Raw genomic sequence first — 21,054 nt, 5'->3', positions numbered from 1 at the left:
GGTGGGTTCGGGGGTGTGCGTTCAGCCCCGGCCACCGGTCGGTGGTCAGGACGGAGCGACGGCCCCCGGAGCCCGCGAGCGGGTGTGCCCGTCGGCATCGGGGTGGCTGAACGTGATCCGGGTGACCAGGTCCGCCACCACCGCGGCGACCGTGGACGACGGGCCGACGCCGAGCACCGCAGCGAGGACCGCGACGAGGACCCGTGCGACGACGACCGCCGCAGCCACCGCGGCGACACCGAGCGCGGCGACGGCCAACAGCGACCAGGCGCCGCCCGAGTCGGCAGCGCCGGCCGTGCTCGTGGCACCGCCGAGCACCAGCGCGGCGACGGCACGCAGCAGGAACTCGATGACGGTCATGGTCCGTTCAGCGTAACGCCCGCGTGCCGCCACGGGCAGGAGGGCAGCGCAGGAGAGGATCGCCGCATGACCGCAGGTTCGCCGAGCACCCCCGCGACCGTCGCGCTCGAACGGGCCGGGGTGCCGTACACGCCGCACGTGTACGACCACCACGAGAGCGCCACCAACTTCGGGGAAGAGGCCGCTGCCGCCCTCGGCCTCCGCGAGGAGCAGGTCTTCAAGACCCTCGTGGTCTCCGTCGACGGCTCCCTCGCCGTGGCGATCGTCCCGGTGGCGAACCGGCTCGACCTCAAGGCCATCGCCGCTGCGGTCGGCGGCAAGAAGGCGACCCTCGCGGACCCGGCCCTCGCCGAGAAGCGGACGGGGTACGTGGTCGGTGGGATCAGCCCGGTCGGGCAGAAGTCCCGGATCCGCACCGTGCTCGACGACTCCGCGCTGACGTACACGACGATCTTCGTGTCCGGCGGGCGCCGCGGCTTCGACATCGAGCTCGCCCCGGCCGACCTCGCGCGCGTCACCGAGGCCACCTCGGCGCCCATCGCGCGGACCTGAGTCGAGTCGCCGCAAGTTTTTTCGGCCACTGGGAATGAGCCGGGGCCCCCTGCGTTGCATTGAGTCGAAGGCACTCAAGTTCCCAGGAGGTCCCTTTGCCAGAGACGTTCGGCCCGACCGGCGGCGACTCGTTCGACGAGTTCCTCGCCCGCCTGCTCGCGGCACAGAACACCGGCGCCCAGCGATCCGTTCCGCTGGGACGACCGGTCGACATCACCCGGCTCCTCAGCCGGCGCACCCACGAGCTCCTGCAGCACACCGCCGAGTACGCGGTGGAGCAGGGACAGCGCGAGATCGATGCACTGCACATCCTGCACGTGCTGATCCGCACCCAGCCCTTCGACGCCGTGATCCGCTCCGGTGGAGTCGATCCCGAGCGTCTCGCCGACGAGGTCGAGCAGCGCCTGCCGATGGCGCGCGAGCCCCTGCCCGAGCAGACCGGGCGCCCGGCGCTGACACCGTCCGCGCAGCGCGTCCTCGTGGAGGCCACCCAGGCCGCCCGCGGCTTCGGCAGCACCTACACCGACCCCGAGCACGTCTTCTTCGCGCTCGTCATGGACCAGGAGACCGTCACCGGTCAGCTCCTCGCGAGCGCCGGCGTCACCCCGCAGGTCATGCAGTCCTACGCACAGCAGGCCGCCGAGGCGGCACGAGAGGGGCGCCCGATGCCCGGGACCACCGAAGCCGACCAGCAGCAGAGCGAGACCCCGACCCTCGACCAGTTCGGTACCGACCTCACCGAGCGCGCCCGTGACGGACGCATCGACCCGGTGATCGGCCGTGCCGACGAGATCGAGCAGGCCGTCGAGATCCTGCTGCGCCGCACGAAGAACAACCCCGTCCTGATCGGCGAGCCCGGCGTCGGCAAGACCGCCATCGTCGAGGGGCTCGCCCAGCGCATCGTCGACGGTGACGTCCCTGCCCTGCTGCAGGGCAAGCGGGTCGTCGCACTCGACCTGCCCGGCATGCTCTCCGGTACCCGCTACCGCGGCGACTTCGAGGAGCGCCTCACCAAGGCCATGGACGAGATCGCGGCACACGCCGACGAACTCATCGTCTTCGTCGACGAACTGCACACGGTCGTCGGCGCCGGTGGTGGCGGCGAGGGCGGCTCGATGGACGCGGGCAACATCCTCAAGCCCCGCCTGGCCCGCGGTGACCTGCACATGGTCGGCGCGACCACGCTGAAGGAGTACCGCCGGATCGAGAAGGACGCCGCCCTCGAGCGTCGGTTCCAGCCCGTCACGGTGGGGGAGCCGAACGTCGAGGACGCCGTGGCGATCCTGACCGGCCTCGCGCCCCGCTACGAGTCGCACCACGGCGTCGTCTACACACCCGACGCCCTCCGTGCCGCGGTCGAGCTCTCGCACCGGTACGTCACCGACCGGCACCTGCCGGACAAGGCCATCGACCTCATCGACCAGGCCGGCGCACGCCGTCGTCTCGCCCGTTCGGGCGACGTCGACGTCGAGGCGCTCCGGTCGCAGGTCGCGTCCCTCACGACCGAGAAGGACCATGCGGTCGTCGAGGAGCGGTACGAGGAGGCGTCGCGCCTGCGCGACGAGATCGACGGCCTGGAGGCGCGGATCACCGCCGCCACGTCGGCGGACGCCACCCGTGCCTCCCGTCCGGGATCCGTGGGCACCTCGATCACGGAGGCCGACATCGCAGCCGTCGTGTCGCGGGCCACCGGGATCCCGGTGACCCGCCTCGGCTCCGCGGACAAGACGCGGCTCGCCGCGCTCGAGTCCGAGCTGCACGAGCGCGTCGTCGGCCAGGACGACGCCGTCGCGGCGATCGCGAAGGCCGTCCGACGCAGTCGCACCGGCATGGGTGACCCCCGTCGCCCGGTCGGCAGCTTCCTGTTCCTCGGCCCGACGGGCGTCGGCAAGACCGAGCTCGCGAAGGCCCTGGCGTCCTCGCTGTTCGGTGACGAGTCGGCGATGCTCCGCTTCGACATGAGCGAGTTCGGCGAACGGCACACCGTGTCGCGGCTGGTCGGTGCCCCTCCCGGGTACGTCGGCTACGACGAGGCCGGTCAGCTCACCGAACGCGTGCGGCGGAACCCGTACTCGGTGGTGCTGCTCGACGAGGTCGAGAAGGCGCACCCGGACGTGTTCAACCTGCTGCTGCAGGTCCTCGACGACGGCCGTCTCACCGACGGGCAGGGTCGCACGGTCGACTTCCGCAACACCGTCGTGATCATGACGTCGAACATCGGCTCCGAGTTCCTGGCTTCCCGCTCCGGTGCGCTCGGGTTCTCGCCGGTCGGATCGACGGACGGCTACGCGGAGGACGACCTGCGTGCCCGCGTGATGGGCAAGCTCCGCGAGGCGATGCGGCCCGAGTTCATCAACCGCATCGACGAGATCGTGCTCTTCCGGAAGCTCGACGCCACCCAGATCCGGTCCATCGTGTCCCTGCTGCTGCAGGACACCGCGCTCCGGCTCATCGCGCAGGACATGGTCCTGTCGGTGTCCGACGCGGCGGTCGACTGGCTGGCCACGCACGGCTACGAGCCGGAGTACGGCGCACGTCCGCTCCGTCGGCTCATCCAGCGCGAGGTCGACGACCGCATCGCGACGCTGGTCGTCGAGGGTGGCGTCTCGGCCGGTGACACCGTCCGGGTTGACGTGGTGGACGACGTCCTGACCGCGACCGTCGCGGAGCACGCAGCGCTCTAGCGATCCAGCACCACGAGGGGCTCGGTACCGATTCGGTAGCGGGCCCCTCGTCGTGTTCGGGAATGCAATTCCGACGAATTGCGAGAAAAGGGTTGCGCGGGCATTTCCGTTGCCGCTAGTGTTCACTCGTCGCGAACGCCAGCAGGCAGCGACTCCGCCAGCTCGAGACCGAAAGGGGGCCGACCATGATGATCACCGCAACCACTCCGTTCCGTGGGATCCGTGGACTCGTCGGTACCCCGATCCGCGTCCGCTGACCCGGAGCGCCCCGCCCACTCCCGACATCTCTGCCCCGTGACGAATCCGTCGCGCGGCACCGCACGCTGAGCCTTCCGGGCTCGCGTTGCGCCGGCTCCGACGATCGCCGATCGGTCCCGTTCCGCATGCTCCGTGCACGCGGCCGGACCGTCACGATCGTCGCCGGAGAATGTCGGGGGTCGGTGCGACGCTCTCGGTACCGGAACGCATTCCGCACCGCCTCGCCGGACATTCTTCCGGCGACCGCGGAATGCATTCCCACGCATTCATTCGCCTGCCCGTGTGCCGGGCAGTCCACTCGTGCCCGTGTGCCGGGCAGTTCCGTCATGCCCTGAAAGGGATCACCGTGTCATCGAAGACCGCTCTCCGCCCTCCCGACACCCGTACGGTCCGCCGTCGGGTCTCACTGTCCGACCGCATCGCGCTCCGTATCGGGATGTCGCTCATCATCTGGAGCCGGCGTACCCACCACGTGCGGCCGTCGGTCGACCTCGCCACGCGCAACCGCCTCGAGCGGGAGCGCGAGCAGCGCGAGGCCGCCTGGCTCGTCCAGGGGGCCGCGATGCACCTGTGGCGCTAGCGCGCGCCGCGCCGTTCCCACAGTGTGCGAGGTTCCGCGCACGGTGCCAGGCCCCGTGCCTCGCACCGTGCCCTGGACCTCGCACACTGCACCACCGCACCGGCGCGCACGACGCACGCCGCGCCTCCCGTACCGTTGGCGGGTGACCGAAACCGCAGCTGCACTCGTCGAACGACTCACCGCCATCGTCCCGGACTTCCCGAAGCCGGGGGTGCTCTTCCGTGACGTGACGCCGGTGTTCTCCGACGCCGTGGCGTTCGGCCGCGTGTGCGAAGCCCTCGCCGCGCCGTTCGCCGTCGGCGCCGGGTTCGACGCCGTCGCGGGGATCGAGGCCCGCGGCTTCGCCCTGGCCGGTGGCATCGCCGCACAGCACCAGGTCGGCGTGCTCACCGTGCGCAAGGCGGGCAAGCTCCCCGGCGAGGTCCTCAGCGAGCAGTACGCGCTCGAGTACGGCGAGGCCGAGCTCGAGCTCCGCCCCGGCCAGCTGCCCGCCGGCACGCGGGTGCTCGTCGTCGACGACGTCCTGGCCACCGGCGGCACCGGAGCGGCCACCATCACCCTGCTCGAGCGCGCCGGGTACGAGGCGATCGGCTTCGCCGCGCTGCTCGAGCTCGACGGCCTGCACGGCCGCGGACGCCTCGAGCCGCGCCTGCCCGTGACCACCCTCGGCGCCGTACCGGCCTGAGCCCTCGCGCGCACTAGTCTTGACGCACCAATTCGATCGAGGAGTCCCATCATCGTGACCGAGTCAGTCGCCGCAGCGCCGGAGAGCGCCGAGCCCGCAGCCGTGCCCCAGGCACCCGAGCCCCGCACCGCGACGACGACCACGACGGGCACCGAGCTCTTCGACGGTGAGCGCGGCGTCGTCGCCATCCGCGTCGACGGTGTCCTCAAGGACCTCGCTGCCGACGTCGCCGCCGGCGAGACCGCAGAGGCCGTGACCCTGCAGGAGCAGGACGGGCTCGACATCCTCCGCCACTCGGCCGCGCACGTGCTCGCGCAGGCCGTGCAGCAGATCAACCCGGACGCCAAGCTCGGCATCGGGCCGCCCGTCACCGACGGCTTCTACTACGACTTCGACGTCGCCGAGCCCTTCACCCCAGAGGACCTCAAGGCGATCGAGAAGGGCATGGACCGCATCGTCAAGCAGGCCCAGCGCTTCCGTCGCGTGGTCGTCACCGACGAGCAGGCGCGCGAGCTGATGGCGGGGGAGCCCTACAAGCAGGAGCTCATCGGCCTCAAGGGCGCGGCGACCGACGGTGACTCCGGCGAGAGCGTCGAGGTCGGCGCCGGCGAGCTCACCGTCTACGAGAACGTCGACCCGAAGTCGGGCGAGGTGCTCTGGCAGGACCTCTGCCGCGGCCCGCACGTCCCGCACACCCGCTGGATCGGCAACGCGGCGAAGCTCATGCGCGTCGCCGCCGCGTACTGGCGCGGCTCGGAGAAGAACCCGCAGCTGCAGCGCATCTACGGCACCGCCTGGCCCGACAAGGACCAGCTCAAGGCGTACCTGGTGCGCCTCGAGGAAGCCGCCAAGCGCGACCACCGCAAGCTCGGTGCCGAACTCGACCTCTTCTCGTTCCCGGACGAGATCGGTTCCGGCCTGGCGATCTTCCACCCCAAGGGCGGCATCATCCGTCGTGAGATGGAGGACTACTCGCGCCGTCGGCACGAGGAGAACGGCTACTCGTTCGTCTACACGCCGCACATCACCAAGGGCGACCTGTTCGAGACCTCCGGGCACCTCGGCTGGTACAAGGACGGCATGTTCCCGGCCATGCACATGGACGAGGCGAAGGACGAGGACGGCAACGTCACGCGGCAGGGTGCCGACTACTACCTCAAGCCGATGAACTGCCCGATGCACATCCTGGCGTACCGGTCGCAGCCGCGCTCGTACCGCGACCTGCCGCTCCGGATGTTCGAGTTCGGCACGGTCTACCGCAACGAGAAGTCCGGCGTCATCCACGGCCTCACCCGGGTGCGCGGCATGACCCAGGACGACGCGCACATCTTCACCACGCAGGAGAAGATGAAGGAGGAGCTGACCACGACCCTCGAGTTCGTGCTCTCGCTGCTGCGCGACTACGGCCTCGACGACTTCTACCTCGAGCTCTCGACGAAGGACCCGGAGAAGTACGTCGGGGACGACGAGGTCTGGGAGGTCGCGACGAACACCCTGCGCGAGGTCGCCGAGGAATCGGGCCTCGAGCTCGTGCCCGACCCTGCCGGCGCCGCGTTCTACGGCCCGAAGATCTCGGTGCAGGCCCGTGACGCCATCGGCCGCACGTGGCAGATGTCGACCGTGCAGCTCGACTTCAACCTGCCCGAGCGCTTCGGCATCGACTACACCTCGGCCGACGGCTCGCGCCAGCGCCCGGTGATGATCCACCGCGCCCTGTTCGGGTCGATCGAGCGGTTCTTCGGCGTGCTCACCGAGCACTACGCCGGTGCGTTCCCGGCCTGGCTGTCCCCGGTGCAGGTCGTCGGGATCCCGGTCGCGGCCGAGTACGGCGACTACCTCGACGAGGTCATCGCGAAGCTCCGGTCGCACGGTGTCCGTGCCGAGGTCGACCACTCGGACGACCGCATGCAGAAGAAGATCCGGACGCACACCAAGGCGAAGGTGCCGTTCCAGCTCATCGCCGGTGGCGACGACCGCGACGCCGGAGCGGTGTCGTTCCGGTTCCGTGACGGCCGGCAGGACAACGCCGTGCCCGTGGACGAGGCCGTCGACCGCATCCTCACGGCGATCCGCGAGCGCGCGCAGGTCTGATGACGGACGAGCAGGACCCGCTGGTCATCCGGGACGCCGCTACCGGCGCGGCCGTCCCGGATGCCTTCCAGCGCCTCTGGAACCCGCACCGGATGGCGTACATCGACGCCGGGCGCGAGGGCAAGGGTCGTGGGCACGAGGACGACTGCCCGTTCTGCGAGGCTCCGCGGAAGTCCGACGAGGACGCCCTCATCGTCGCGCGCGGCGAGCACGCGTACGTCCTGCTCAACCTGTTCCCGTACAACAACGGGCACCTGCTCGTCTGCCCGTACCGGCACGTCCCGCTCTACGACGAGGCGACGCCGGACGAACTGCGCGAGATGGGGGAGCTCACGCAGACCGCGATGCGGGTCCTGCGCGAGGTCTCGCACTGCGACGGCTTCAACATCGGCATGAACCAGGGTGAGGTCGCCGGGGCTGGCGTGGCCGCACACCTGCACCAGCACATCGTGCCCAGGTGGCAGTCCGACGCGAACTTCTTCCCGATCATCGCGCGGACGAAGTCGATGTCCCAGCTGCTCGGGGACACCCGCCGACTGGTCGCCGAGGGCTGGCCCGCTGACCACTAGACTGGGCGCATCATGAGCGACAGCACCAGCACCCCCGGCACCTCGATCACCGGCTCCGACCGCGTCAAGCGCGGCCTCGCGGAGATGCTCAAGGGCGGCGTCATCATGGACGTCGTCGACGCCGAGCAGGCCCGCATCGCGGAAGAAGCCGGCGCCACCGCGGTCATGGCCCTCGAGCGCGTCCCCGCCGACATCCGAGCCCAGGGCGGCGTCGCCCGCATGTCCGACCCGTCGATGATCGAGGAGATCATCGCCGCCGTGTCGATCCCCGTCATGGCGAAGGCCCGCATCGGCCACTTCGTCGAGGCGCAGGTGCTGCAGGAGCTCGGTGTCGACTACATCGACGAGTCCGAGGTGCTCTCGCCGGCGGACTACATCAACCACATCGACAAGTGGAACTTCACCACCCCGTTCGTCTGCGGTGCCACGAACCTGGGCGAGGCCCTGCGTCGCATCACCGAGGGCGCGGCGATGATCCGTTCCAAGGGCGAGGCCGGCACGGGTGACGTGTCCGAGGCCACCAGGCACATCCGCACGATCAACAAGGAGATCGCGGCCCTGCGCCACCTGAAGGAGGACGAGCTCTACGTCGCCGCGAAGGAGCTCCAGGCGCCGTTCGACATCGTGCGTGAGGTCGCGCAGACCGGCAAGCTGCCCGTCGTGCTCTTCACCGCCGGTGGCGTCGCCACCCCGGCCGACGCAGCGATGATGATGCAGCTCGGTGCGGACGGCGTGTTCGTCGGCTCCGGCATCTTCAAGTCGGGCGACCCCGCGAAGCGCGCCGCCGCGATCGTCAAGGCCGTGACCTTCCACGACGACCCCAAGGTCATCGCCGAGGTCTCCCGCGGTCTGGGCGAGGCGATGGTCGGCATCAACGTCGCCGACGTGCCGGCGCCGCACCGCCTGGCCGAGCGTGGCTGGTAGTCCGACGACCACGGCTCGACCCCGCATCGGGGTCCTCGCACTGCAGGGGGACTTCCGTGAGCACATCGCCTCGCTGACCGCGCTCGGCGCCGACGTCGTCCCGCTCCGTCGCCCGGAGGAGATCGCGTCGCTCGACGGCGTGGTCGTCCCGGGGGGCGAGTCGAGCGTGATGGACAAGCTGTCGCGCGCGTTCGGACTCGCGGAACCCCTGGCCGAGGCGATCCGCGGGGGCCTGCCGACGTACGGCACCTGCGCGGGCATGATCATGCTCTCGTCGCGGATCACCGACGGCATCGCCGGGCAGCAGACCCTCGACGTGCTCGACACCACGGTGCGTCGGAACGCGTTCGGCAACCAGAACGACTCGTTCGAGATCGACATCCCGATGCCGGAGCTCGGTGCGGCCCCCGTGCACGCGGTCTTCATCCGGGCACCGGTCGTCGAGCAGCACGGCCCCGGCGTGCGGGTCCTCGGGGCGCTCCCCGACGGTCAGGCCGTCGCCGTCCAGCAGGGCAACGTCATCGCGAGCGCCTTCCACCCCGAGGTGGCGGGCGAGGACCGGTTCCACCGCCGCTTCCTCGACCTGGTGCGCAGCGCCTGACGCGACCCACGGCCACGGACGTGCCGACTGCGCGCCCGCACCGGCGGGGCGGGGCCGCACCGTGCCTCCAGGCTGGGTAAACTGACCCCGACTTTCCGCAAGACGCAAGGAGAACCGTGTCCGGGCATTCCAAGTGGGCAACGACCAAGCACAAGAAGGCCGTCATCGACAGCCGCCGTGCGAAGTCGTTCGCGAAGCTCATCAAGAACATCGAGGTCGCCGCGAAGATGGGCGGCGCCGACCTCTCCGGCAACCCGACCCTGGTCGACGCCGTGCAGAAGGCGAAGAAGACCTCGGTCCCGAACGACAACATCGACCGCGCCATCAAGCGCGGTGCCGGTCTCACGGGCGAGACCATCGAGTACACGACGATCATGTACGAGGGCTACGGCCCGAACGGCGTCGCGATGCTCATCGAGTGCCTCACGGACAACAAGAACCGTGCGGCGGCCGAGGTCCGGACGGCGATGTCCCGCAACGGCGGCACGATGGCCGACCCCGGCAGCGTCGCGTACAACTTCTCCCGCAAGGGCGTCATCTCCGTCACGAAGACGGACGGCGTCGACGAGGACACCGTGATGACGGCCGTCCTCGACGCCGGTGTCGAGGACGTCATCGACCAGGGCGGCGGCTTCGAGGTCATCACCGAGGCGACCGACCTCGTCGCGGCCCGCACCGCGCTGCAGGACGCCGGCATCGACTACGACTCCGCCGACGCCGAGTTCGTCCCCGGCCTCAAGGTCCCGGTCGACGCCGACACCGCCCGCAAGGTGTTCCGGTTGATCGACGCGCTCGAGGACAGCGACGACGTGCAGAACGTCTACTCGAACTTCGAGGTCCCCGCGGACGTCCAGGCCGAGCTCGACGAGGACGAGGGCGAGTAGCCGTGCTCCGTGTGCTCGGGGTGGACCCCGGGCTCACCCGGTGCGGCGTCGGCGTCGTCGAGGTCGCACCGAACCGGCGCGCACGACTCGTCCACGTGACGGTCGTGCGCACCCCGGCGGACATGCCGCTCGAGCAGCGGCTGCTCCGCATCGCCGACGGCATCGCCGCCGAGATCGACGAGCACCACCCCGACGCGGTCGCCGTCGAGCGGGTCTTCGCGCAGGCGAACGTCCGGACCGTGATGGGCACCGCCCAGGCGGCCGGGCTCGCGCTGCACGCCGCCGCCGCCCGCGGGCTGCCCGTCGGACTGCACACCCCGTCCGAGGTCAAGGCCGCCGTCACCGGCTACGGCAACGCCGACAAGCGCCAGGTGCAGACGATGATCGCGCGGGTGCTCGGCCTCGCCGAGGCCCCGAAGCCGGCGGACGCGGCAGACGCGCTCGCGTTGGCCGTGTGCCATGCCTGGAGGCTCGGATCACCTGACGTCGCCGGCGAACGTGCCACGAACCTCACCCCGGCACAGCGTGCGTGGCGCGATGCACAGGGCGGCACGGTCGACTCGCCGCTCGCCCGCGCGGCCGCTGCCGCGGCCCGACCGCGTGGCTCGTCGGCCGCGTCGGTGGGCGGCCGTAGGCTCGGAGCATGATCGCGAGTCTCCGGGGCACCTGCATCGACGTCGCCGGGTCCGCCGTGGTGATCGAGGCCGGGGGAGTCGGCTACGCCGTCACCGTGACCCCGGCCCACGCGCTGACCATGCGCCACGGGTCCGAGGTCTTCGTCCGCACCGCGATGATCGTGCGCGAGGACGAGCACCTGCTGTTCGGCTTCGAGTCCTCCGACGCGCTCCAGGTGTTCGACCTGCTCCGCAGTGTCTCCGGCGTCGGTCCGAAGTCCGCGATGGGCGTCCTCGCCCACATGGACCCGTCACAGGTGGCGAACGCCGTCGCGAAGGACGACGACGGCGCGTTCCGCAAGGTCTCCGGCATCGGCCCGAAGACCGCCAAGCTCATCATCGTCGCGCTCTCCGGCAAGCTCGCCGCGTTCGAGCAGGCTGCCGTGCTCGCATCGGCTCGCGGGACCGCAGCCCACCCAGCGGCCACCGACGTCGTCAGCGCGCTCATCGGGCTCGGCTGGCGCGAGGACGCCGCGCAGACCGCCGTGGACGACACGATCGCGAACGAGCCGGGTGCCGCCGCGATGGGCACGCAGGCCCTGCTCCGCGCCGCGCTCGGGGCCCTCCGGCCCGCCGGTGCGAACCGGTGAGCGGCATCACCGCCGCCGGCGCCGAGTCGCAAGAAGAGCTCGCGTTCGAGGGGGCGCTCCGTCCGCGGTCCCTCGACGAGTTCGTCGGGCAGCGCAAGGTCCGCGGGCAGCTCGACCTGCTCCTCAAGGCCGCCGGGCTGCAGGAGCGCACACCGGACCACATCCTGATGGCGGGTCCTCCCGGCCTCGGCAAGACGACGCTCGCGATGATCGTCGCGCACGAGACCGGTCGCCCCCTGCGGATGTCGAGCGGTCCGGCGATCCAGCACGCCGGCGACCTCGCCGCGGTGCTGTCGTCGCTGGTGCCGGGCGAAGTCCTGTTCATCGACGAGATCCACCGGATGGCGCGCTCGGCAGAGGAGATGCTCTACCTGGCGATGGAGGACTTCCGGATCGACGTGATGGTCGGCAAGGGCGCCGGTGCGACGAGCATCCCGCTCGACCTCGCGCCGTTCACCCTGGTCGGGGCCACCACCCGCGCCGGCCTCCTGCCGAACCCGCTCCGTGACCGCTTCGGCTTCACCGCGCACCTCGAGTTCTACGAGAAGGACGAGCTCGAACAGGTCCTCATCCGCGCGGCGCACCTGCTCGAGCTGGACATCGACCGCTCGGCACTCCGCGAGATCGCCGGGCGCTCCCGCGGCACCCCGCGCATCGCGAACCGGCTGCTCCGACGCGTCCGCGACTACGCCCTCGTGCACCGCACCACCGACGGCATGGCAGCGGTCCAGGGCGCGCTCGACCTGTACGACGTCGACGAGCTCGGCCTCGACCGTCTCGACCGCGCCGTGGTGGAGATCATGCTGACCCGTTTCGACGGCGGACCGGTGGGGCTGAACACCCTCGCGGTCTCCGTGGGGGAAGAGTCCGAGACCATCGAGTCGGTCGTCGAACCGTTCCTCGTCCGGGTCGGCCTCGTGACCAGGACCCCGCGCGGGCGCATCGCCACACCGGTCGCCTGGCGCCACCTCGGACTCACGCCGGGGCAGGGCGTCGGTGCGCAACCGGGCCTGTTCGACGACACCGAGAACACCGACTAGCGGCCGATCAGTCGGGTGACATGCCACGCACAGTGGCGTGCCCTAGACTGCTACGGCCCGAAACCGAGCAAACCAGAGAAGGCAACGCATCATGGGTCAAGAAGTCATCCTCATCGTCATCGTCGTGGCGTTCGCGGCCTTCATGTTCTACAACAGCCGCAAGCGCAAGAAGCAGCAGTCGGAACTCGCGGACAAGATGGTCCCGGGCGCCAAGGTCATGCTCTCCTTCGGCCTGTACGGCACGCTCCTCTCTGTCAACGACGAGAAGGTCACCGCCGACGTCGAGATCGCACCGGGGACCATCGTCACCGTGCACCGTCAGACCCTGTCGCGCGTCGTCGACGACAGCGCGTCGGACATCGAGACCACCGCCCCGGCCGAGGACGAGTCGAAGCCGGTCGCCGAACTCAACGGTGAGCCCGTCTACGGCGAGCGAGTCGAGGACACCGACGCGCAGAAGCGCAAGTCGGACGACTGACTCCCTCGGCCGCCGGGTCGTCTGACCCGGCGGCTTCCCTCTGCCGTCGCGCGCTCGCGTGCCGATGGTCCTGAACAGAAAGACGAGACGACCGGTGGCACGATCGACACCCGTCAAGAAGGCGCTTCGCTCGCTCACCTGGTTGGTGATCCTGATGGCGATCCTCGCCGGCCTGAACACCGCCGCGTCGGTCCTCGCCAGCACCGCCAAGGACGACAGCGGCGAGTGGTTCGAAGGCGCGAGCTGGGTTCCCGAGCTCGCCCTCGACCTGCAGGGCGGCACGCAGCTGACCCTCGCGGCGCAGAACACCGAGGGCGGCTCCGTCACCTCGCAGCAGTTGCAGCAGGCGGTGAACATCATCCGCCAGCGCATCAACGCCACCGGCGTCTCGGAATCCCAGATCAACACCCAGGGCACGAACAACATCGTCGTCTCGATCCCGGGCAAGCCCGACAAGGCGACCATCGACCGCATCGAGGCCGCCGCCAAGCTGACCTTCCGTCCGGTGCTCTACACCGAGGCCGCGACGAACACCGCGGTCGGTGACGACGGGTCCTCGACCGCATCGCCCACGCCGTACTCGCCGCCGGCCTCCCTCGCCGCGACGCCGAGTGCGAAGCCGACGAACGCGAGCGACCTGAACTGGGTCACGCCGAAGCTGCAGGACCTGTACACGAACTACAACTGCGACGCACCGGACGACGTCACCACGGCGCCCGACGACGAGCCGCTCGTCACGTGCGACCAGGACGGTGCCGCGAAGTACATCCTCGGCCCGGTCGAGGTCTCCGGCGCGAACATCAGCAACGCCACCTCCGGTCTCGCCACCGACTCGCAGGGCACGTCGACCGGCCAGTGGGCCGTCAACCTGACCTTCGACGGTCAGGGCTCGAAGGACTTCCGCACCGTCACGAACCGCCTCGTCGCGCTCACGCAGCCGCAGAACCAGTTCGCGATCGTGCTCGACGGCTCGGTCATCACCGCGCCGACGACGAACTCCGCCATCACCAACGGCAAGGCGCAGATCACCGGCTCGTTCACGGCCGACTCCTCGAAGACGCTCGCCGACCAGCTGAAGTACGGCGCGCTGCCGATCAACTTCGAGGTCCAGTCGAACGAGAACATCTCCGCGACGCTCGGCACGGCCCAGCTCGTCGGCGGTCTCGTCGCCGGGTTGATCGGGTTGATCCTGGTCATCATCTACTCGGTGATCCAGTACCGCGCACTCGCCTTCGTCACCGTGATGTCGCTCGGCGTCGCAGCGGCCCTGACCTACCTCGTCATCGCGGTGATGTCGTGGCGGGTCGACTACCGGCTCTCGTTGGCCGGTGTCGCGGGGTTGATCGTGGCGATCGGCATCACGGCCGACTCGTTCATCGTCTACTTCGAACGCATCAGGGACGAGCTCCGTGACGGCCGTGGCCTCGAGAGCGCCGTCGAGTCCGGCTGGAAGCGTGCGCTCCGCACGATCCTCGCCTCGGACTCGATCAACTTCCTCGCCGCGATCGTGCTCTACGTGCTCGCCGTCAGTGACGTGAAGGGCTTCGCGTTCACGCTGCTCCTCACGACCCTGATCGACGTCGTCGTCGTCGTGCTGTTCACGCACCCGATGATGCAGCTCATCGCCCGCACCCGGTTCTTCGGCGAGGGGCACAAGTTCAGCGGGCTCGACCCGGCGGCACTCGGCGCGGTCTACCGGGGACGGGCGCAGTTCCGCGCCCCCGTGGTGGACGGCAAGCGCCAGCGCGCAGCAGGGGAAGCCCAGCGTCGACAGACGATCGCGGAGCGGAAGGCCCAGCAGGCCTCCGGTCAGAACGGCACGACGCCGGACGGGAAGGACGACTGATGGCCAGCTTCAGCCAGTTCGGCAGTGACCTGTACACGGGCAAGCGCTCGTACGACATCGTCGGCCGCCGCAAGACGTGGTACCTCATCGCCGTCATCGCGATCGTGATCTCGCTCGCGGTGCCGTGGCTCCGTGGCGGGTACCAGCTCGGCATCGAGTTCACCGGTGGTTCGGAGTTCACGCTCTCGGACGTGCAGAACCTCGACCAGAACCTCGCGACCGAGACCGTCGAGTCGATCGTCCCCGACGGCGTCCCGCGTGTCTCGCAGCTCGGTCAGCACGGCATCCGCGTGCAGACCGGCCAGCTCACCGACCGTGAGACGACCGAGGTGCAGGACGCCCTGGCGAAGGCCTACGACGTCCCGGACAGCGACGTCGCCGCGACCTTCATCGGCGCCACGTGGGGTGCCGACGTGCTCGCGCAGGCCATCCGCGGCCTGGTGATCTTCCTCGCCCTCGCCGCGGTCTTCATGGCGCTGTACTTCCGCACCTGGAAGATGTCGGTGTCCGCCATGGTCGCCCTGCTGCACGACCTCCTGATCACGGCCGGTGTCTACGGCATCGTCGGGCTCGAGGTCACGCCGGCGGCGGTGATCGGGTTCCTGACGATCCTCGGGTACTCGTTGTACGACACCGTGGTGGTGTTCGACAAGGTGCGCGAGAACACGTCGCAGGAGTCGCACCGCACCTTCGTGCAGTCGGTCAACCTCGCGGTGAACCAGACCCTCGTCCGCTCCATCAACACCTCGGTCGTGGCGCTCCTGCCGGTGGCGGCGATCCTCTTCATCGGGTCGTACATCCTCGGCGCCGGAACGCTCCGCGACATCTCGCTCGCGCTCTTCATCGGCATCATCGTCGGGACCTACTCGACGATCTTCATCGCGTCGCCGATGTACGCGCACCTGCGGGAGAACGAGCCCAAGGTGAAGCAGGCCGACGCGAAGAAGACCCAGGCCGCCGAGAAGCGCCGCCGCGAGGTCGAGGCAGCGGCAGCCGCGGCGGACGCCTGATGCCGATCGACATCACCGAGATCGACGTCGCCGAGGCGCAGCGTCGTCTCGCCTCCGGCGCGCGGCTGTTCGACGTCCGTGAGCCGGGGGAGTGGGACGAGGTCCATGCTCCCGAGGCCACGCTCGTGCCGATGTCCGAGCTCGTCACCCGGTGGCAGGAGATCGACGGCGGCGACCAGCCGGCCGTCGTCATCTGCCACTCGGGCGCCCGCTCGGCTCGGGTGGTGGCCGCGCTCGAGCAGTCCGGCGTCGCCGCCGTGAACCTGGTCGGCGGCATGGTCGCCTGGGAGCAGTCGGGAGCCCCGGTGGTCCGCGACGCCCAGGGCGAACCGCGTCACGGGCACTGACCGGACACGCGTAGTCTTGTCGGATCGAGCTCGGGTCGAGCTCTCGGACCGAGTCCTGGGAGGCGCATCATGACGGACACCCAACAGGATCCCTCCGCGCCCAGCCGGCCCGGCTCCGCGCAGCAGCCCACCAGCCCGCTCGGTCCGAACACGACCGGCAACATCGGTTCGCTCCGGTCCCTGCTGCCGCGGCTGTTCTCCCGCGCTCAGCCCGCCGGTGCGGTGGACACGCTGATCCGCACGGTGCGCTCGCACCACCCGAAGGCCGACGTCACCCTCATCGAGCGCGCGTACTCGGTCGCCGAGCGGGCGCACGACGGCCAGAAGCGCAAGTCCGGTGAGCCGTACATCACGCACCCGGTCGCGGTCGCGCAGATCCTCGCTGACCTCGGTATCGGCCCGATCACGATCGCGGCAGCCCTGCTGCACGACACCGTCGAGGACACCGACTACCAGCTCGACCAGCTGCGGGTCGACTTCGGCGACGAGATCGCGATGCTCGTCGACGGCGTCACGAAGCTCGACAAGGTCAAGTACGGCGACAGCGCGCAGGCCGAGACCGTCCGCAAGATGGTCATCGCGATGTCGAAGGACATCCGTGTCCTCGTCATCAAGCTCGCCGACCGGCTGCACAACGCCCGCACCTGGGGCTTCGTCGAGTCCGCCTCCGCAACGCGGAAGGCGAAGGAGACGCTCGAGATCTACGCGCCGCTCGCGCACCGCCTCGGCATCCAGATGATCAAGCTCGAGCTCGAGGACCTGTCCTTCGCGGTCCTGCACCCGAAGCTCTACGTCGAGATCGACAGCCTGGTCAAGGAACGCCAGCCGAAGCGCGAGCAGTTCGTCCAGAACGTGATCGGCACGCTCAAGAAGGACCTCAAGGCCGCGAAGGTCCGCGGCGAGGTCATGGGCCGGCCGAAGCAGTACTACTCGATCTACCAGAAGATGATCGTGCGGGGTCGCGAGTTCGACGAGATCTACGACCTCGTCGGCATCCGCGTGCTCGTGCCGACGGTCCGCGACTGCTACGCGATGCTCGGATCGGTGCACGCGCGCTGGACCCCGCTGCCCGGGCGCTTCAAGGACTACATCGCGACGCCGAAGTTCAACTTGTACCAGTCGCTCCACACCTCGGTGCTGGGGCCGCAGGGTCGTGCCGTCGAGATCCAGATCCGCACGCACGAGATGCACCAGCGTGCCGAGTTCGGTGTCGCCGCGCACTGGAAGTACAAGCAGCGCGCTGCCGGGCGCGACGTCGGGACCTCGTCGACCACCGACGACCAGGACATGGCGTGGCTCGCCCACATCACCGACTGGCAGGCCGAGACCAGCGACCCCGGCGAGTTCCTCGACTCGCTGCGCTACGAGATCGGCGCGAAGGAGACCTACGTCTTCACGCCCCAGGGCAAGGTCATCGGGCTCCCGGCCGGCGCGACCCCGGTCGACTTCGCGTACGCCGTGCACACCGAGATCGGGCACCGCACGATGGGCGCCAAGGTCAACGGCCGGCTCGTCCCGCTCGAGAGCCAGCTGTCGAGCGGCGACGTCGTCGAGATCTTCACGTCGAAGAACCCCGACTCGGGTCCCTCGCAGGACTGGCTGAAGTTCGTCCGGAGCCCTCGGGCCCGCAACAAGATCAAGCAGTGGTTCACGAAGGAACGCCGCGAAGAAGCGATCGAGCAGGGCCGCGACGCCATCGCGCGGGCGATGCGCAAGCAGAACCTGCCGCTCCAGCGCATCATGAGCCAGGACACCATCGCCGAGGTCGCATCGTCGATGCGGTACGAGGACGTCTCCGCGCTGTACGCCGCCGTCGGCGAGGGCCACGTGTCCACGCAGTCCGTGATCGAGAAGGTCCTGGGCAGCGTCCAGACCGAGACCGAGACGGACGAGCCGGAACTCGCGTTCCCCCGCCAGGTCACGAGCCGTCAGCTCCGCACGAGCGACAGCGGCGTGCTGGTCCGTGGCGCGCCCGACATCCTCGTCAAGCTCGCGAAGTGCTGCACGCCGGTGCCCGGGGACCAGATCGTCGGGTTCATCACCCGCGGTCAGGGTGTCTCGGTGCACCAGTCGTCGTGCACCAACGTGAAGTCGCTGATGAACGAGCCGGACCGGATGATCGAGGTCGAGTGGGCCCCGTCGTCGAAGTCGGTGTTCCTGGTGCAGATCCAGATCGAGGCGCTCGATCGGTCGGGCCTGCTCAGCGACGTCACCCGTGTGCTGACCGACCACCACGTGAACATCCTGTCGGCGACGGTCTCCACCTCGTCCGACCGATTGGCCCTCAGCCGGTTCGTGTTCGAGATGGGTGACACCATCCACCTCGACCGGGTGCTCAACGCGGTCCGTCGCATCGACGCCGTGTACGACGTCTACCGGGTCAGCGCCGGCTGAGCAGCTCGCGCAGGCGGCGTTCCGCCTGTCGAACCATCGGGATCGTCCCGAGTGCACTGAGCCGCGCGCCGAGCTCCGGAGCGGTCACGACCCCGAGCGTCAGCAGTCCCGCGACCGCCTCGGTCCGTTCATCGCCGAGCGCTCCTGGTGTCCGGAGCAGGTCCACGGCGGTGCGGGCGGGCGTGGTGACGGCGACGGTGCCGAGGGTCGTCACGTCCGACGCGGGCAGCACGACCTCGCGCAGCCGGACCTCGGGGCCGACGTTGAGCCGGAGGTGCGGCGGGACGCTCGCCTCGAGCGGGTCCGGCGGGCGAGAGACCGCACCCCAGATCCACGCAGCGGTCTGACCTGCTGCCACCAGCCGCTGGTCACGGAGGACCCACCCGGCGGCCGCCGCCCGGAGTGCGGGGTCCTGCGGCTCGGCGGGGGAGGCCCAGCAGTGCCCGACGGCGACGAGCTCACCCGCCAGGACACCTGCCCGGAGTTCGGCTTCCGGCCAGTCGTCCGTGGTGACGAGTCGGGAGCGGGGCACCCGGACATCCTGCCCGACCCCGCAGCCGCCCGACGACCACCTGTGGACAGCCCGCGCCGGGCCAGCGCCGGGCCAGCGCCGAGCCAGCGCCGGGCCAGCGCCGAGCCTCAGCGCAGCACGTCAGCGCAGCACGTCGGCGCGGTGCACCAGCGCGGCGGCACCGATGAGCGGGCCGTCCTGCGAGAGCGCCGTCGGGACGATCTGCACCTTCGTGACGAACGGGAACTCGACCCGCTCCGCCACGGCCTCGCGCGCGAAGTCGAAGAGGTCCGGCGTGACGTGCGAGAACCCGCCGCCGATGGCCACGACCTCGAGGTCGACGAGGCTCGTCGCCGCGGCGATCGCCTGACCGAGTGCGCGTCCGCTGCGCTTGATCGCGGCGACGGCGATCTCGTCGCCGGCCGCGTACGCCGCGGAGAGCTCCTCGCCGGTCGTGCCGGTGAAGCCCTGGCGCTGCGCCCAGGCGACGGTCTTCGGGCCGCTGGCGATCGCCTCGAGGCACCCGGTCCCACCGCAGGCGCACGGGTCGTCGTACCCGCCGCACTCCACGTGGCCGATGTGTCCCGCGTTGCCGGTCGGCCCACTCACGGTGCGCCCGTGCAGGATCAGCCCGCCGCCGACACCCGTCGACACGATCATGCCCATCACGTGGTCGTACCCCTGCGCGGCCCCGACCCAGTGCTCGGCGAGCGTGATCGCGAGCCCGTCCATGCGCAGCGTCACCGGCACGTCGTCGGGAACGAGTGCCGCGATGCGGTCACGGAGCGGGTGCCCGCGCCACACCGGCATGTTGAGGGGGGAGACGAGCCCGTGCTCCTCGTCGACCGGTCCGGCGGACCCGACGCCGACACCGACGAGTGTCGCGTCGGCCGGGAGCGTGCCGAGCGCCAGCGTCACGACCTCGTCGACGGCGGCTTGCAGCTCGTCCGAGGTCCGCTGCGGGCCGGTGGGGCTCCGGAAGCGCGTGCCGGGGAGCACGACGCCGGCGTCCGTGACGAGCGCCGCCTCGACCTTGGTGCCGCCGAGGTCGACGGCGAGGGCGAGCGGGGTGGACTGGGCTGCGGTGCTGGACATGCGCGCTCCGATGCGACGGTCTGGAGGCTCGGCGCGGCTCCCGCACGCGTCCTCGCGTCCGGTGGGCCCCGGCTCCACTGCTGGTGGTCGGGTCAGGTGGTCTGGTTCAGGGTGTACTGCTGCGGATCAGTACGAGCTGGTGTCGTCGCCGAGCGACGACGCGGTCCCGGTCTCGACGCGGTGCGCGACCTCGTCGAGGATGCGGGCGGATGCACTCGTGCCGATGCGGTTCGCGCCGGCGGCGACCATCTCGAGCAGGGTGTCGAGACCGCGCACGCCACCGGAGGCCTTCACACCGGTGTCGGCACCGACCGTGCGACGCATCAGCGCGATGTGCTCGGCCGTCGCACCGCCGCCGGCGAACCCGGTCGAGGTCTTCACGAACGCTGCGCCGGCGGTCTGGGCGGCACGGGAGGCGGCGACGATCTCGTCGTCGGTCAGGAACGCGGTCTCGAGGATGACCTTGACCACGGTGGACCCGGCGGCGTCGACGACCGCGCGGACGTCCTGCTCGACGCGCTCCCAGTCGCCGGACTTCGCGGCGCCGATGTTCTGCACCATGTCGAGCTCGAACGCGCCGTCGGCCAGGGCTTGGAGCGACTCGGCGACCTTCGCCTCGGTCGAGGTGGTGCCGTGCGGGAACCCGATGACCGTCCCGACGCCGACCCCGGTGCCCTGCAGCCGTGCGACCGCGTACGCGACGTCGCTCGGGCGGACGCACACGCTGAACACGCGGTGGGCGGCGGCTTCGTCGAGCTGCGCGTCCACGTCGGCACGGGTGAGTTCCGGCTTCAGGATCGCGTGGTCGATGAGGCCGCGGACGGCATCGGCGGTGACGGGGAAGGCTGCGTTGTCCACCCGGCAAGCCTACCCGTCAGGCG

21 protein-coding genes are annotated in these 21,054 nt (G+C 70.3%); 17 read left to right on the top strand and 4 right to left on the bottom strand.

The window, feature by feature from the left end:
* Nucleotides 1-45: 45 nt before the first annotated feature.
* Nucleotides 46-360 (bottom strand): DUF6412 domain-containing protein, encoded by a 315-nt coding sequence (locus tag EDF19_RS10875; RefSeq protein ID WP_123680887.1) that lies wholly within the window; start codon nt 358-360, stop codon nt 46-48.
* A 66-nt stretch (nt 361-426) separates the two neighbouring features.
* Between EDF19_RS10875 and ybaK the strand changes: the two genes are divergently transcribed.
* The 17 genes from ybaK to EDF19_RS10790 all read left to right on the top strand — a co-directional run bounded on the left by ybaK (nt 427) and on the right by EDF19_RS10790 (nt 18,567).
* Entirely contained in the window at nt 427-912 is a 486-nt protein-coding gene (gene ybaK, locus EDF19_RS10870) for a Cys-tRNA(Pro) deacylase (RefSeq protein ID WP_123680886.1), read from the top strand.
* Between the two features lie 95 nt (nt 913-1,007).
* Entirely contained in the window at nt 1,008-3,596 is a 2,589-nt protein-coding gene (locus EDF19_RS10865; protein ID WP_123680885.1) for an ATP-dependent Clp protease ATP-binding subunit, read from the top strand.
* Nucleotides 3,597-4,200: 604 nt separating this feature from the next.
* On the top strand, nt 4,201-4,434 hold the full coding sequence (locus tag EDF19_RS10860) for a hypothetical protein (RefSeq protein WP_123680884.1): 234 nt from the start codon (nt 4,201-4,203) through the stop codon (nt 4,432-4,434).
* 142 nt (nt 4,435-4,576) lie between these two features.
* On the top strand, nt 4,577-5,119 hold the full coding sequence (locus EDF19_RS10855; RefSeq protein ID WP_123680883.1) for an adenine phosphoribosyltransferase: 543 nt from the start codon (nt 4,577-4,579) through the stop codon (nt 5,117-5,119).
* 54 nt (nt 5,120-5,173) lie between these two features.
* The gene (gene thrS, locus EDF19_RS10850) at nt 5,174-7,210 is read left to right on the top strand and encodes a threonine--tRNA ligase (protein WP_395859965.1); all 2,037 of its coding nucleotides are present in this window, start codon (nt 5,174-5,176) and stop codon (nt 7,208-7,210) included.
* The gene (locus tag EDF19_RS10845) at nt 7,210-7,779 is read left to right on the top strand and encodes an HIT domain-containing protein (protein WP_123680882.1); all 570 of its coding nucleotides are present in this window, start codon (nt 7,210-7,212) and stop codon (nt 7,777-7,779) included. The genes thrS and EDF19_RS10845 overlap by 1 nt, the downstream gene beginning before the upstream one ends.
* 12 nt (nt 7,780-7,791) lie before the next feature.
* Entirely contained in the window at nt 7,792-8,703 is a 912-nt protein-coding gene (gene pdxS, locus EDF19_RS10840; protein ID WP_123680881.1) for a pyridoxal 5'-phosphate synthase lyase subunit PdxS, read from the top strand.
* Nucleotides 8,693-9,304, top strand: coding sequence for a pyridoxal 5'-phosphate synthase glutaminase subunit PdxT (pdxT, locus tag EDF19_RS10835; RefSeq protein ID WP_123680880.1), 612 nt, complete (start codon nt 8,693-8,695; stop codon nt 9,302-9,304). Before pdxS ends, pdxT begins: the two co-directional genes overlap by 11 nt.
* A 116-nt stretch (nt 9,305-9,420) precedes the next feature.
* On the top strand, nt 9,421-10,188 hold the full coding sequence (locus EDF19_RS10830) for a YebC/PmpR family DNA-binding transcriptional regulator (RefSeq protein ID WP_123680879.1): 768 nt from the start codon (nt 9,421-9,423) through the stop codon (nt 10,186-10,188).
* 2 nt (nt 10,189-10,190) lie between these two features.
* On the top strand, nt 10,191-10,835 hold the full coding sequence (ruvC, locus tag EDF19_RS10825) for a crossover junction endodeoxyribonuclease RuvC (protein WP_111084043.1): 645 nt from the start codon (nt 10,191-10,193) through the stop codon (nt 10,833-10,835).
* A complete protein-coding gene (gene ruvA / locus EDF19_RS10820) occupies nt 10,832-11,452 on the top strand; it encodes a Holliday junction branch migration protein RuvA (RefSeq protein ID WP_123680878.1) in 621 nt (206 codons plus the stop codon). The genes ruvC and ruvA overlap by 4 nt, the downstream gene beginning before the upstream one ends.
* On the top strand, nt 11,449-12,492 hold the full coding sequence (gene ruvB / locus EDF19_RS10815; RefSeq protein WP_123680877.1) for a Holliday junction branch migration DNA helicase RuvB: 1,044 nt from the start codon (nt 11,449-11,451) through the stop codon (nt 12,490-12,492). Before ruvA ends, ruvB begins: the two co-directional genes overlap by 4 nt.
* Nucleotides 12,493-12,583: 91 nt before the next feature.
* Nucleotides 12,584-12,970, top strand: coding sequence for a preprotein translocase subunit YajC (yajC, locus tag EDF19_RS10810; protein WP_123680876.1), 387 nt, complete (start codon nt 12,584-12,586; stop codon nt 12,968-12,970).
* A gap of 94 nt (nt 12,971-13,064) precedes the next feature.
* Entirely contained in the window at nt 13,065-14,816 is a 1,752-nt protein-coding gene (gene secD / locus EDF19_RS10805; RefSeq protein WP_123680875.1) for a protein translocase subunit SecD, read from the top strand.
* Nucleotides 14,816-15,826 (top strand): protein translocase subunit SecF, encoded by a 1,011-nt coding sequence (gene secF, locus EDF19_RS10800; protein ID WP_123680874.1) that lies wholly within the window; start codon nt 14,816-14,818, stop codon nt 15,824-15,826. Before secD ends, secF begins: the two co-directional genes overlap by 1 nt.
* The gene (locus tag EDF19_RS10795) at nt 15,826-16,173 is read left to right on the top strand and encodes a rhodanese-like domain-containing protein (RefSeq protein WP_123680873.1); all 348 of its coding nucleotides are present in this window, start codon (nt 15,826-15,828) and stop codon (nt 16,171-16,173) included. Before secF ends, EDF19_RS10795 begins: the two co-directional genes overlap by 1 nt.
* Before the next feature lie 69 nt (nt 16,174-16,242).
* On the top strand, nt 16,243-18,567 hold the full coding sequence (locus tag EDF19_RS10790; RefSeq protein WP_260217097.1) for a bifunctional (p)ppGpp synthetase/guanosine-3',5'-bis(diphosphate) 3'-pyrophosphohydrolase: 2,325 nt from the start codon (nt 16,243-16,245) through the stop codon (nt 18,565-18,567).
* Here the strand turns inward: EDF19_RS10790 and EDF19_RS10785 are convergent.
* The 3 genes from EDF19_RS10785 to deoC form a co-directional block, all read right to left on the bottom strand.
* Nucleotides 18,554-19,099 (bottom strand): type IV toxin-antitoxin system AbiEi family antitoxin, encoded by a 546-nt coding sequence (locus EDF19_RS10785; RefSeq protein ID WP_123680872.1) that lies wholly within the window; start codon nt 19,097-19,099, stop codon nt 18,554-18,556. The two genes, EDF19_RS10790 and EDF19_RS10785, sit on opposite strands and share 14 nt — an antisense overlap.
* 120 nt (nt 19,100-19,219) lie before the next feature.
* Nucleotides 19,220-20,173, bottom strand: coding sequence for an ROK family protein (locus EDF19_RS10780; protein WP_123680871.1), 954 nt, complete (start codon nt 20,171-20,173; stop codon nt 19,220-19,222).
* A 126-nt stretch (nt 20,174-20,299) separates the two neighbouring features.
* On the bottom strand, nt 20,300-21,031 hold the full coding sequence (deoC, locus tag EDF19_RS10775) for a deoxyribose-phosphate aldolase (RefSeq protein ID WP_123680870.1): 732 nt from the start codon (nt 21,029-21,031) through the stop codon (nt 20,300-20,302).
* Nucleotides 21,032-21,054 lie beyond the last annotated feature (23 nt).

It is taken from the genome of Curtobacterium sp. PhB115, from assembly GCF_003752025.1.
In the GTDB taxonomy this organism is placed as follows: Bacteria; Actinomycetota; Actinomycetes; order Actinomycetales; family Microbacteriaceae; genus Curtobacterium.
This window is presented reverse-complemented; position numbering and strand designations above follow the sequence as displayed.